The sequence below is a fragment of the Pseudophaeobacter sp. genome (genome assembly GCF_048267565.1).
GTDB classification, from domain to species: domain Bacteria; phylum Pseudomonadota; class Alphaproteobacteria; order Rhodobacterales; family Rhodobacteraceae; genus Pseudophaeobacter; species Pseudophaeobacter profundi.
In genome coordinates, this window is the sequence record NZ_JBLWXG010000001.1 from 967,653 (window position 1) to 980,466 (window position 12,814).

At 57.7% G+C, this 12,814-nt stretch carries 17 protein-coding genes; all 17 read right to left on the minus strand.

Annotated elements, in window-relative coordinates; translation table 11 throughout:
- Nucleotide 1 precedes the first annotated feature (1 nt).
- The 17 genes from nuoK to ACN0VH_RS04645 all read right to left on the minus strand — a co-directional run bounded on the left by nuoK (nt 2) and on the right by ACN0VH_RS04645 (nt 12,719).
- Entirely contained in the window at nt 2-307 is a 306-nt protein-coding gene (gene nuoK / locus ACN0VH_RS04565; protein WP_009808916.1) for an NADH-quinone oxidoreductase subunit NuoK, read from the minus strand.
- A gap of 2 nt (nt 308-309) precedes the next feature.
- Nucleotides 310-912 carry an NADH-quinone oxidoreductase subunit J gene (locus tag ACN0VH_RS04570; RefSeq protein WP_278920960.1) on the minus strand — a complete coding sequence of 201 codons (603 nt, stop codon included), beginning with the start codon at nt 910-912 and terminating at the stop codon, nt 310-312.
- Nucleotides 909-1,340, minus strand: a complete 432-nt coding sequence (locus tag ACN0VH_RS04575; RefSeq protein ID WP_278920961.1) for a carboxymuconolactone decarboxylase family protein — start codon at nt 1,338-1,340, stop codon at nt 909-911. The genes ACN0VH_RS04570 and ACN0VH_RS04575 overlap by 4 nt, the downstream gene beginning before the upstream one ends.
- Nucleotides 1,337-1,834: an NADH-quinone oxidoreductase subunit NuoI gene (gene nuoI, locus ACN0VH_RS04580; protein WP_278920962.1), complete on the minus strand. Its 498-nt coding sequence runs from the start codon at nt 1,832-1,834 to the stop codon at nt 1,337-1,339. The genes ACN0VH_RS04575 and nuoI overlap by 4 nt, the downstream gene beginning before the upstream one ends.
- 2 nt (nt 1,835-1,836) lie before the next feature.
- A complete protein-coding gene (gene nuoH, locus ACN0VH_RS04585) occupies nt 1,837-2,874 on the minus strand; it encodes an NADH-quinone oxidoreductase subunit NuoH (RefSeq protein ID WP_278920963.1) in 1,038 nt (345 codons plus the stop codon).
- 6 nt (nt 2,875-2,880) lie between these two features.
- Nucleotides 2,881-3,267 (minus strand): YNQ4 family lipoprotein, encoded by a 387-nt coding sequence (locus ACN0VH_RS04590; protein WP_278920964.1) that lies wholly within the window; start codon nt 3,265-3,267, stop codon nt 2,881-2,883.
- Entirely contained in the window at nt 3,264-5,282 is a 2,019-nt protein-coding gene (gene nuoG, locus ACN0VH_RS04595) for an NADH-quinone oxidoreductase subunit NuoG (protein ID WP_278920965.1), read from the minus strand. The genes ACN0VH_RS04590 and nuoG overlap by 4 nt, the downstream gene beginning before the upstream one ends.
- Before the next feature lie 3 nt (nt 5,283-5,285).
- Nucleotides 5,286-5,669, minus strand: coding sequence for a DUF5333 domain-containing protein (locus ACN0VH_RS04600; RefSeq protein WP_417699997.1), 384 nt, complete (start codon nt 5,667-5,669; stop codon nt 5,286-5,288).
- 139 nt (nt 5,670-5,808) lie between these two features.
- Nucleotides 5,809-6,150, minus strand: coding sequence for a hypothetical protein (locus ACN0VH_RS04605; protein ID WP_278920966.1), 342 nt, complete (start codon nt 6,148-6,150; stop codon nt 5,809-5,811).
- A gap of 23 nt (nt 6,151-6,173) precedes the next feature.
- On the minus strand, nt 6,174-7,472 hold the full coding sequence (gene nuoF, locus ACN0VH_RS04610) for an NADH-quinone oxidoreductase subunit NuoF (RefSeq protein ID WP_278920967.1): 1,299 nt from the start codon (nt 7,470-7,472) through the stop codon (nt 6,174-6,176).
- Between the two features lie 6 nt (nt 7,473-7,478).
- On the minus strand, nt 7,479-7,718 hold the full coding sequence (locus ACN0VH_RS04615; RefSeq protein WP_278920968.1) for a DUF5337 domain-containing protein: 240 nt from the start codon (nt 7,716-7,718) through the stop codon (nt 7,479-7,481).
- A 53-nt stretch (nt 7,719-7,771) separates the two neighbouring features.
- A complete protein-coding gene (locus ACN0VH_RS04620; protein ID WP_417699673.1) occupies nt 7,772-8,938 on the minus strand; it encodes an NADH-quinone oxidoreductase subunit E in 1,167 nt (388 codons plus the stop codon).
- Nucleotides 8,938-10,149, minus strand: a complete 1,212-nt coding sequence (locus ACN0VH_RS04625; RefSeq protein WP_278921441.1) for an NADH-quinone oxidoreductase subunit D — start codon at nt 10,147-10,149, stop codon at nt 8,938-8,940. The genes ACN0VH_RS04620 and ACN0VH_RS04625 overlap by 1 nt, the downstream gene beginning before the upstream one ends.
- Before the next feature lie 103 nt (nt 10,150-10,252).
- Nucleotides 10,253-11,200: a sulfotransferase gene (locus ACN0VH_RS04630; RefSeq protein ID WP_417699675.1), complete on the minus strand. Its 948-nt coding sequence runs from the start codon at nt 11,198-11,200 to the stop codon at nt 10,253-10,255.
- Between the two features lie 12 nt (nt 11,201-11,212).
- Nucleotides 11,213-11,806 carry an NADH-quinone oxidoreductase subunit C gene (locus tag ACN0VH_RS04635; protein ID WP_417699677.1) on the minus strand — a complete coding sequence of 198 codons (594 nt, stop codon included), beginning with the start codon at nt 11,804-11,806 and terminating at the stop codon, nt 11,213-11,215.
- A gap of 23 nt (nt 11,807-11,829) precedes the next feature.
- Nucleotides 11,830-12,363, minus strand: a complete 534-nt coding sequence (locus ACN0VH_RS04640) for a NuoB/complex I 20 kDa subunit family protein (RefSeq protein ID WP_278920972.1) — start codon at nt 12,361-12,363, stop codon at nt 11,830-11,832.
- Complete coding sequence (locus ACN0VH_RS04645; protein ID WP_009808934.1) at nt 12,354-12,719, minus strand: NADH-quinone oxidoreductase subunit A; 366 nt, start codon at nt 12,717-12,719, stop codon at nt 12,354-12,356. Before ACN0VH_RS04645 ends, ACN0VH_RS04640 begins: the two co-directional genes overlap by 10 nt.
- Nucleotides 12,720-12,814: the final 95 nt, after the last annotated feature.

A 12,814-nucleotide genomic window follows, 5' to 3' on the forward strand; every position in this document is an offset into this window, starting at 1 on the left:
TTTAGCCCTTCATCATATTGATGTCTTCCACGGCGATGGTGCCGCGGTTACGGAAGAAGCAGACCAGGATCGCCAGACCAATAGCGGCCTCGGCGGCGGCCACGGTTAGCACGAACAGGGTAAAGACCTGCCCCACCAGATCCCCAAGGAAACTGGAGAAGGCCACAAGGTTGATATTCACCGCCAGCAGCATCAATTCGATGCTCATCAGCAGGATGATCACGTTCTTGCGGTTCAGGAACAGCCCGAAGATACCAATGACGAACAGCGTCGCCGCGACGGTAAGGTAATGCTCGATACCAATCATTATTAAAGCCCCTGCCCCGGTTTGATGTCTTTCAGTTCCATGGCCTTGGCCGGATCGCGCGACATTTGCAGCATCACGTCCTGGCGTTTGACATCTTTGCGATGGCGCAGGGTCAGGGTGATGGCGCCGATCATGGCGACCAGCAGGATCAGACCCGAAAGCTGGAACAGAAGGAAATATTGATCATAGATGATAAGGCCCAGGGCCTCGGTGTTGTGGCGATCAGCAGGGATCGGCTGCGCCAGTTGTTCGGCGGCGCCATGGGCACTTTCCCAGCTACCATAGGCCATCACGAACTGCATCAGAATGACCAGGCCAATCAACAGGGCCAACGGCATATACTGCGCCATCTCTGCCTTCAGTTCAGCAAAGTCCACATCCAGCATCATCACCACAAAGAGAAACAGTACAGCAACTGCCCCCACGTAGACGATGACCAGCAGCATGGCGACGAATTCCGCCCCCAGCAGCACAAACAACCCGGCCGAAGAGATAAAGGCCAGGATCAGCCACAGAACCGAATGCACCGGCTGGCGGCTGATCACAGTGAACAGCCCGCCGGTGATGGCGCTGATGGCGAAGAGGTAGAAGGCAAAAACGCTCATGTCTCATCGTCCCTTTTGTCGGTCATGACTTCCTGCGCCAGTTCCAGCGCCCGGTTCATGGCCGGAATGCCGGCGAAAACCGACATCTGTCCGATCGTTTCAACGATCTCTTGTTTCTTTGCACCCGCCTCAACAGCGTGGCGCACGGTTTGACGCACAGCGGAATCCGCCTGCGCGCCCTGACAGGTCAGCCCGGCCAATGTCAGCAAAAGCCGGGTCTTGGCATCCAGACCATCCTTGTTGATGGTCTTGCCAAACATCATTTCCATGACCTCTTTGGGCATGGTTGGCCACAGGGCCTCGAACCCTTTCATCGACATCGGATCCAGACCCGCCGCCAGATCCGGGTTCATGGCCTTGACCATGTCCTTATACTGGGCCTGTGCCTGGGCCATCATGGCCTCAAAGGGGTTCTTTGCATCGCTCATCGGTAGGGCGCATCCAGTTCGAGGTTGCGGGCGATCTCGGCTTCCCAGCGCTCGCCATTCGCCAACAACTTGTCCTTGTCGTAGAACAGCTCTTCGCGGGTTTCGGTGGCGAACTCAAAATTCGGACCTTCGACAATGGCATCCACCGGGCAGGCTTCTTGGCAGAAACCGCAGTAGATGCATTTGGTCATGTCGATGTCATAGCGCGTGGTACGGCGGCTGCCATCTTCACGCGGCTCCGCATCGATGGTGATCGCCTGCGCCGGGCAGACCGCTTCACACAGCTTGCAGGCAATGCAGCGCTCTTCGCCGTTGGGATACCGCCGCAGCGCATGTTCACCGCGAAAACGCGGGCTTAGCGGCCCCTTTTCATGCGGGTAGTTCAGCGTCGCCTTGGGGGCAAAGAAATACTTCATCCCCAGTTTGAAGCCGACCCAGAAATCCTGCAGCAGGAAATATTTGGCGGCACGGGTGTAATCGATCTGGTTTGTCATGATCAGCCTCCCACGGTCCAGCGGGCGAAGATGCCCCAGAACCAGTCAAATTTTGCAGCAAAGGAAACAAAGACCACCCAGAACAGCGAGAAGGGCAGAAAGACCTTCCAGCCAAGGCGCATCAGCTGGTCATAGCGATAGCGCGGGGTGATGGCTTTCACCATTGCAAAGAGGAAGAAGAAGAAGGCCATCTTGCCGACCATCCACAGCACACCATCCGGCAGGCCTGGGATTGGCGACAGCCAGCCACCAAAGAACAGCAGCGAGGTCAGCGCGCACATCAGGAAGATAGCGATATATTCACCCGCCATGAACAATAGGAAGGGCGTTGCCGAATATTCCACCTGATAACCGGCCACCAGTTCCGACTCCGCTTCGGGCAGGTCGAAGGGGGGGCGGTTGGTTTCAGCCAGGCAAGAGATGAAGAACAGGAAGACCATCGGAAAATGCGGGATCCAGTACCAGTTCAACAGGCCCAGGTCGCCGTCCTGTGCGCGGACGATATCGCCAAAGTTCATGCTGCCGGTAGAGATGATCACCCCGACGATGATCAAGCCGATCGAGACCTCGTAAGAAATCATCTGCGCCGCCGAGCGCAGGGCGCCAAGGAAGGGGTATTTCGAGTTCGAGGCCCAGCCCCCCATGATCACGCCGTAGACCTCGAGGCTGGAAACCGCAAAGACATAGAGGATGGCGACGTTGATGTCTGACAGCACCCAGCCATCGTTGAACGGGATCACCGCCCAGGCCACCATCGCCAGCACAAAGGAGGTCAGCGGTGCCATGATAAAGACGGTGCGATCTGCACCCGCCGGAATCACCACCTCTTTGACCACATATTTCAGCGCATCCGCCACCGATTGCAGCAGACCAAAGACGCCCACGACATTGGGGCCACGGCGCATCTGCACCGCCGCCCAGATCTTGCGGTCCCCATAGACGAGGAACAACAGAGAGATCATTACAAATGCAACAACAGCAAGCACTTGCGCCAGGATCAGTACAGCAATGCCGCCTGGGGTGTTAAAGAATTCAGCCATAGGTCCTCACACCGTAGGTATTCCGTTAGCCTCGCAATTGGCGACCACGACTTCTGCATCGATGGTGCGCAAACCGCGCGGAAGGGAGGGCGAGATCGTGTAGACAGCATCGGCTATCTGATTGCCACCCTCTTGTTTCATTTTCGTGCGCACGTGGCGCGCAAACCCATAACCGCGGATCAGCGCGTATTGTGCAGCGGCACATTCGGCATAGTCATCCAGATCCGCACCAGAGGCGGCACCAGACATAGAGACATGAAATTGCACCAGATCGCCGTCCAGCAGGCTGGTGTCGACCCCGTTATACTGGGGGGCAACGCCATCCGCTGAACCGCCGGGGATCGGCGCACAGGCCGCCAGCGTCAGAAACGATATGAGTGCAGCGCGGATCACTCGGCCGCCATCTTTTCGGCCCGGCGGGCTTTGGCATTGGCCGAGAGTTCCGCCATCAGTTTGGAAGCCCGGGCAATCGGGTTGCTCAGATAGAAATCCTTGACCGCAGGCAGGAATGCCGCCTTGCCCAGCGGCCCCAGTTCCAGCGGTGTGCCCTCATTCTCGATCACCTGATCAACCTGCGCCAGATGCGGCACCTGCTTGACCAGGGCCTGACGCAGCTGCGCCAGCGAGTCATACTGCAAAGTTGCGTCCACCTCGGCGCTAAGTGCGCGCAAAATGGCCCAGTTTTCCTTGGCGTCACCGGGGGCAAAGCCCGCACGCATCGCCAGCTGGGGCCGTCCTTCAGTATTGACAAAAAGGCCGTTCTCTTCCGTATAGGCCGCGCCCGGCAGGATCACATCGGCGCGATGCGCACCACGATCGCCATGGCTGCCCTGATAGATCACAAAGGCACCATCGTCGATTTCCACTTCGTCCGCGCCCAGGTTGTAGATCACCTCGGCGCCCTCGATGGCCGCCGCCATGCCACCTTCGGTCACCGCGCCGATATCCATCGCGCCAACCCGTGCCGCCGCAGTATGCAGCACCAAGAGTTTTGATCCGGTATCAGCGGCAAATTTCTGGGCATGCGCCAGCACCGCAAGCCCGTCGGCTTCGCGCAGGGCACCCTGCCCGACAATCACCAGGGTTTCCTTGTCCAGCGCAGCAGAGTGATCGCCAGAATGCAGCGCTTCAAGCGCGGCACGATCAGTGCCCAGGTGGCTATAGTCATAGGTCAGATCGACTGGCTGGCCGATCAGGCCGATGGTGGCCCCATTGATCCAGGCCCGTCGGATCCGAGCATTCAGCACCGGAGATTCATTGCGTGGATCCGTTCCGATCAGCATGATCGCCTTGGCGCTGTCGATATCCTCGATGGTCGCGGTGCCAACATAGCCTGCGCGGTCGCCAATCGGCAGGCGCGCATTATCGGTCCGGCATTCGACCTGGCCACCCTGGGCTTCAACCAGCTGCTTCAGCGCAAAGGCTGCCTCAACCGGGACCAGATCGCCGATCAGGCCAGCAATCTTCTTGCCCTTCATCGCATCGGCAGCCGCGTGCAGGGCTTCGGGCCAGCTGGCAGGCTTTAGCTTGCCGTCAACACGCACATAGGGGCGGTCCAGACGCTGACGCCGCAGACCATCCCAGACAAAGCGTGTCTTGTCGGAAATCCATTCTTCGTTCACCGCGTCATTGTTGCGCGGCAGGATCCGCATCACTTCGCGCCCCTTGGTATCAACCCGAATATTGGCCCCCAGCGAATCCATCACATCAATGGATTCTGTCTTTGTCAGTTCCCAGGGGCGGGCGCTAAAGGCATAGGGTTTCGAGGTCAGCGCGCCAACCGGACACAGATCAATGATATTGCCCTGCAGGTTGCTGTCCAGGGTTTCGTTCAGATAGCTGGTGATTTCAGCATCTTCACCGCGGCCTGTCTGGCCCATCTGGGTGATCCCGGCCACCTCGGAGGTAAAGCGCACACAGCGAGTGCAGCTGATGCAGCGGGTCATCGCAGTTGAAACAAGCGGGCCGAGGTTCAGATCGTCCACTGCGCGCTTGGGTTCACGAAAGCGGGAAAAATCAACACCATAGGCCATGGCCTGATCCTGCAGATCACATTCGCCGCCCTGGTCGCAGATCGGGCAATCCAGCGGATGGTTGATCAGCATGAATTCCATCACGCCTTCGCGGGCTTTTTTCACCATGGGTGAATTGGTTTTCACCACCGGCGGCTGGCCTTCGGGGCCTGGGCGCAGGTCACGCACCTGCATAGCGCAGGATGCCGCAGGCTTGGGCGGGCCGCCCACGACCTCTACCAGACACATGCGGCAGTTGCCGGCAATCGACAGGCGTTCATGGTAGCAGAAGCGCGGGATTTCCACCCCGGCCTCTTCACAGGCCTGGATCAGGGTCATCGCCCCGTCCACCTCAACCTCGGTTCCGTCAATGTTGATCTTGCGGAGGTCAGCCATGGTCTATTTCGCCCTCAGTAACGCGCCGATCGCGCTGTTTTTCTTGATTTCCGCACGACCGAACGCACAGAATGTTTCTTGATTGCCATAAGAGACGCCGCGCGCCGCCAGCAGTCTTTCGCCCTTGGCCCGCATCCGGGCCTTTTCAACGTCGGATTCGATATAGGCGCGGATTTCGCCGTCAGCGTAGCCAAGGCGATTGGCCCGTGCCCGCAATCTACGCAGTTCGCCCACGCCTTTAAGGAAGCGCGCACCAAGGCTGTCACAATGATCCGCCACCTCTTTTGCCATCGCCACGGCAAACAGCGGGTTTTCAATTTCCGGCACATCCCGCAGCGACGGTTTTGCTGCCGCAGTCAAAGGACCAGCAAACGCCGCTGCGGCCATCAAAGGTACAATCCAGGCCAGTTTCATCTGGGCATATTTCATCGGTCTCTCCTGAAGTTTGGAGAGGCAAAAGGCCCAAAAACGGCCGCGCTATGCAATAACGCCGCCGCCAATTGGCCAGAATATGCCTGGATCACGCTCACGACTTGCAGACCCCCTGCAGCACAGCATTGTCGCCATCACGCGGCAGCGGCACTTCTGGGTCGTCCAGATCCAGCGGCCAGTCAATACGCGAGGTGCCGTAGTTTTGAATGCAATATGTGGTGCCCGCATAGCGCATCGCCTCACGCGCGCCCAAGGGCGAGGCCGCAACATCATAGACCTCTGCCTCGAACCGCGCGCGCGTGACTTTCTTATCGACAACAGAGGCCTTGGTGCGGAACGGCACGCCATCAAACACAGGACGCATGTCCTTATCGCTGCAGGCCGCCAAAAGCGCGGTGACGACAAACGTCGCCGTCATGAATTTGACATGTCCCATCAAAATTGGTCCCTTACATCCCATCATTCAGCAGCAATGGCGCTTTTGCGGCCGGTTTTCTGCGCTTTGATGCGGTCTTCGATTTCATCGCGGAAGTTGCGGATCAACCCCTGGATCGGCCAGGCTGCGGCGTCGCCCAGGGCGCAGATGGTGTGGCCTTCGACCTGCTTGGTCACATCCCACAACATGTCGATTTCTTCCAGATCCGCCTCGCCTTTGACCAGACGTTCCATCACCCGCATCATCCAGCCGGTGCCTTCGCGGCAGGGCGTACACTGGCCGCAACTTTCGTGTTTGTAGAATTTCGCCAGACGCCAGATCGCTTTGATGATATCGGTCTGCTTGTCCATCACGATGACCGCTGCGGTGCCAAGGCCCGAGCCCAGCTCGCCGCGCAGGTAGTCAAAGTCCATGATCGCATCGCGCATGTTTTCACCGCGCACGCAGGGCACCGAAGACCCACCGGGGATCACCGCCAGCAGATTGTCCCAGCCGCCGCGAATGCCACCGCAGTGCTTTTCAATCAGCTCTTCAAACGAGATCGACATGGCTTCTTCAACCACACAGGGGTTGTTGACGTGGCCAGAAATCGCAAACAGCTTGGTACCGGCATTATTAGGTCGGCCAAAGCCTGCAAACCAATCCGCACCGCGGCGCAGGATGGTGGGCACAACGGCAATCGATTCCACGTTATTAACCGTGGTGGGGCAGCCATATAGACCCGCGCCTGCCGGAAAAGGTGGCTTCATCCGGGGCATGCCCTTCTTGCCTTCCAGGCTTTCGATCAGGGCGGTTTCCTCGCCGCAGATATAGGCCCCTGCCCCATGGTGCAGGAAGACGTCGAAATCCCAGCCTGATCCGGCTGCGTTCTTGCCCAGAAGCCCCTTGTCGTAGCATTCGTCGATAGCCGCCTGCAGCGCCTCGCGCTCGCGGATATATTCGCCACGCAGGTAGATATAACAGGTATGCGCGTTCATCGCGAAGCTGGCAATCAGCGCGCCCTCGATCAGCGTATGCGGATCATGGCGCATGATTTCGCGGTCTTTGCAGGTACCGGGTTCGGATTCATCGGCGTTGATCACCAGATAGGACGGGCGACCATCGCTTTCTTTCGGCATAAAAGACCATTTCAGCCCGGTGGGGAACCCCGCACCACCACGGCCCCGCAAACCGGAATCCTTCATCGTCTGGATGATCCAGTCACGACCCTTGTCGATGATCCCTGAAGTGCCATCCCAATGGCCACGTGCCTGCGCGCCTTTCAGGGTGCGCTCATGCATACCGTATAGGTTGGTAAAGATCCGGTCCTGGTCCTTCAGCATGTCTGCCTACCCTTGGTTGTCGTTTTTACTGGCCTGACGCATGCGCCAGAGTTGCACTATATTGACCCCTGCATAGATCATCGCGGCAAGGGCTGCGAAATCAAACAAGAGCGCAAAGCGGCCAGGCAATCCAATTGCCGGGCCAATGATCAGATTCAAGGCCAACCAGGCCAGCATGGTTCCGGCAATCACCAATGAGATGTGCCGCCCCTTTGCTGCGATCGCCCTATCCAGATCTGCGCTCATTCAGGTCCTCATGTCTGTTCCCTGCCTGCCCCGGAATAGGACAGCCAGTTCGGTTATTCGTCGTCGTAGCGGCCGTCTTTTTTGGCCTTCGTGGCAAATTCAGTCTCGTCACCCACCGCCAGTTTGGCAGCCTGTGCAATCCAGCCATCCCGTTCGATACGGCCCTTGAACTTCAATCGGTTGTCGACCCAGGCCACTTCGGCCTCGCCCCACTCCGCAATCTGGTCAAAGTGGAAAAAGCCCAGATCGTTCAGGGTTGCCTCCAGCTTGGGACCAACGCCCTTTAGCAGTTTCAGATCATCCGGCAGTCCACCGCGCGCTTCTTTCAGCGTCTTGGGTTCCTGTTCCTCGGTGACCTTGGCCGCCGCCCCTTCGGGGGAGGCAGGCTCTACCACTGCAGATTTTTTTACCGGTGCCTTTGCGGCCTCTTTGGCCTGCTTGGCGGCCGGTTTCGCGGCCTCGGGAGCCTTGGGGGGCTGATCCGCTGAGGCGCGCCCTGCGACCACACCATCCTTGCCAACCCAGGGGGTCAGCAGCGGAACTTCATCACCCTGGATCCGCTTGATGCCGTCGCCAATATCAGTCGCCAGCTGTGCCGATGCGTTATACTGTGCCTTGCCGCTATCAAAATCCTGCAACGAGGTCAGGCCCGACTTTGGCTCTGCCGCATAACGGCCATTCTGCGGCCCCGGCACAACAGGCTTGCCTGCCGCCAGATCATCCAGCATCTGGCCAAAGCCGGCGGCGGTGAGATCTTCAAAATAGTCCTTGCCGATCTGGGCCATCGGCGCGTTGGCGCAGGCGCCCAGACATTCGACCTCTTCCCAGCTGAACTTGCCATCCGCCGAGAGGGTATGCGGTTTTTCAGAAATCTTGTCCTTGCAAACCGCGATCAGATCTTCGGCGCCGCAGATCATGCAAGACAGGGTGCCACAGACCTGCACATGCGCCACCGATCCGGTGGGCTGCATCTGGAACATGAAGTAGAACGAGGTAACCTCGAGCACACGGATATAGGCCATGCCCAACATATCGGCGATATATTCAATCGCCGGCTTGGAGACCCAGCCTTCCTGTTCCTGTGCCCGCCACAACAGCGGGATCACAGCCGAGGCCTGACGGCCTTCGGGGAATTTGGTCAATTGCGCCTCGGCCCATTTCTGGTTGGCGGGCGTGAAAGCAAAGCTTTCGGGTTGTTCGGAATGAAGGCGACGAAGCATTAGCGGTCAATCTCTCCAAATACGACGTCCATGGTGCCGATGATGGCAGCGACGTCGGCCAGCTGGTGGCCTTTTGCAACGTGGTCCATGGCTTGCAGATGCAGGAAACCCGGCGCGCGGATCTTGCTGCGGTAGGGTTTGTTAGACCCATCTGCCACCAGATAGACGCCGAATTCGCCCTTCGGGGCCTCGACGGCGGTATAGACCTCACCGGCGGGCACGTGAAAGCCTTCGGTATAGAGTTTGAAGTGGTGAATGAGGCTCTCCATCGAGGTCTTCATATCACCTCGTTTGGGCGGGCTCAGCTTACCCCGCGCCATCACATCACCAGTGGCCTCACGCAGTTTGACGATGGCCTGACGGATGATAGACAGCGACTGGCGCATTTCTTCCATGCGCACCAGATAGCGATCATAGCAATCCCCGTTCTTGCCCACAGGGATCTGGAAGTCGAATTCATCGTAGCATTCATAGGGCTGCGCGCGGCGCAAATCCCAGGCCATGCCCGATCCACGCACCATAACGCCGGAAAAGCCATATTCCAGGATATCTTCCTCGGTCACCACGCCAATATCGCAGTTGCGCTGCTTGAAGATGCGGTTTTCGGTCAACAACCCGTCGATATCAGCCAGTACCTTGGGGAATTCCATCGCCCAGAGGTCGATATCGTCCAGCAGATCATCCGGAATATCCTGATGCACCCCACCGGGGCGGAAATAGGCCGCGTGCAGACGTGCCCCACAGGCGCGTTCATAGAACACCATCAGCTTTTCACGTTCCTCAAATCCCCAGAGCGGCGGCGTCAGCGCGCCAACGTCCATCGCCTGGGTAGTGACGTTCAGCAGGTGGTTCAGAATACGGCCGATTTCAGAGTACAGAACCCGGATAAGCGAGCCACGACGCGGCACTTCAACGCCGGTCAGTTTTTCGATTGCCAAGCACCAGGCATGTTCCTGGTTCATCGGCGCCACATAGTCCAGCCGGTCAAAATACGGCAGGTTCTGCAGGTAGGTGCGGCTTTCCATCAGCTTTTCGGTGCCACGGTGCAGCAGGCCGATGTGCGGGTCGCAGCGCTCTACAATCTCGCCGTCCAACTCCAACACCAGACGCAACACCCCGTGGGCCGCAGGGTGCTGCGGGCCAAAGTTGATGTTGAAATTGCGGATCTTCTGCTCGCCGGTCTGGGCGTCATCGAATTTGGAGCCGTCCATCATAGAGATTGTCCCTTTTTATGCGTGGTCAGGGGGAGATCCAAAGTCAGGTCATGGGCCATAACCGCAGCATCCGCCCTGTGTTTCGTCTTACAGGTCACTCTCATTCCACTTTCTCCGCAACCTTTGCCAGGCCACTGTCGCCGTCAAAGTGCATTTTCCATGCCCTGGGCAAGCGATCACCAAACCGTGCCTGCATCAGGTCGTAGACCTTCCCCACATGGGCCAAAGCCAGGGCCCGGAAGGCGGGATCAAATTCTGTTTCCTTTGGCGCGCCTGCATTTACCTGGGTATCAAAATCGCCAGGCCGATGGGCGATCCCCAAGAAATCACAAACATCATTCACGTTGCGCTTTTCAAAGATATCCTCGTAGAAGAAATAGCCGATCTTCTCGGCCGCGACGGAGGCTTCAAGGTTTGCAAGTGTCTGGTCGTAGCGCGAGCGACGCAGCGGCGCGGCATTCGGGGTTGAGACCACCTCTTTCAGCGCATCCAGAATTTCATCCTGTCCCAACTTGCGCGACGGATTCCCCTGCGCCCGCAGCCGCATGCGCATCGCGGAATGCAGCCTCTCAATCGGATCACGCATGACAAAAATGAACTTTGTATCGGTGTTCAATGCCGCCATCTGAGCAAATATTTCTGAACTCAGCCTTGAATAGTCTGGGGTGATCTCACCAACCACTTGCTGGTCCGTGTAACCGTCAAACAGATTATTCGCATACAGAGTATGAGATGGGTCTTTTTTCTCTCGCATCTCAACATAGTCGGCGAAAAATGGCGGGGGCTTTGCATTTCCTTTGCCAAGATCCCCTAACACGCCTTTGGCGGTGTTAAATTTCTCTAGACGATCTTTCTGCCGATTGTGATGAAAGGAATAGCCCGTCTCTAGGTAGCTCCAGTAGTGCATTTCCTTGCCCTGGGGCACGCTAACATCCGGGTGCTGATCAAGGTAGGCATGCAACCAGGACGTACCGGCCTTCTGTGCTCCGATACCGAAGAACAGGGTGGTGGGTTTCGCAAACCGGTCATCTACCTTTATTTCAGCCATCCGATCGACCTCTTACTTTTCATCACCGGGCAGGATGTACTCGGCACCCTCCCATGGCGACATGAAATCAAACTGGCGATATTCCTGCACAAGGTTCACCGGCTCATAGACAACGCGTTTTTCCGCCTCGTCGTAACGTACTTCGGTATAGCCCGTGGTGGGGAAATCCTTGCGCAGCGGATAGCCGCGAAAGCCATAGTCGGTCAGGATGCGGCGCAGATCCGGATGACCAGAAAACAGGATTCCGAACATGTCGAAAACTTCGCGCTCAAACCAGTTGGCCGAAGGGTGAACAGCAACAATCGACGGCACCATGTCGTCTTCGCGAATGGAGACCCGAAGGCGGATACGTTGGTTCTGGTACATAGACAGCAGATGGTAAACCACCTCAAAGCGCTTGGTGCGCTCGGGGTAGTCCACGGCGGTGATGTCAACCAAGGATGAAAACTTGCAGTTGCTGTCTGTTTTCAGAAATTCAACCAGGCCGGCGATATTGGCCGGGGCCACATCGACGTTCAATTCATCAAAGGCAACATCCCAGGACAAAACGCAGTCCGGGCGCTTGGCGGCGATCTGGGTCCCGAGTTCTTGCAGTGCTTCAGTCATTTATGTCTCTCCAGCCAGATCGCTTAGCGCACCAGGGTACCGGTACGGCGGATTTTGCGCTGCAGCTGCATCAACCCGTAAAGCAGGGCCTCCGCCGTGGGCGGGCAGCCTGGCACGTAGATATCAACCGGAACGATACGATCACAGCCGCGCACCACCGAATAGCTATAGTGGTAATAGCCGCCGCCATTGGCACAGGAGCCCATGGAGATCACGTAGCGCGGCTCTGGCATCTGGTCGTAAACCTTGCGCAGCGCGGGCGCCATCTTGTTGGTCAGGGTCCCGGCCACGATCATCACATCCGATTGGCGCGGCGAGGCCCGCGGCGCAATGCCAAAACGTTCGGCATCATAGCGCGGCATCGACGTATGCATCATCTCGACCGCACAGCAGGCCAGACCAAAGGTCATCCAGTGCAGGCTGCCGGTGCGGGCCCAGTTGATGATATCTTCGGCAGAGGTCAGCAGAAACCCCTTGTCCTGCAATTCTGCATTCAGCGCCTGGGTAACAACTTCCTTGTCCACCCCAGCGGTATTGGCCCCGGTCATCACTCCCATTCCAGAGCTCCCTTTTTCCACTCATAGGCAAAGCCGATGGTCAGAACCCCAAGAAAAACCATCATCGACCAGAAACCGGTATCGCTCATATCCTTGAACCCAACGGCCCAGGGAAACAGAAAGGCGATTTCCAGATCAAAAATGATGAAAAGAATCGACACCAGATAAAACCGAACGTCAAATTTCATGCGCGCGTCATCAAAGGCGTTGAAACCGCATTCATAGGCGCTGACTTTTTCGGGGTCAGGGTTGCGCACGGCAAGCACAACTGCCGCCAAAATAAGAACAATTCCTAGGCCGACCGCGACAACTAGAAACACCAAGATCGGGAGGTATTCCCGCAACATCTCTTCCACGAGTGGCTCCTTTCCGAGCGCGCGGATTCTCGCGCGCCGTCAATTGGCGTGTTGACTTGCGCATGTGTCTACTCGCCGCCCCCCCTATCGTCAAC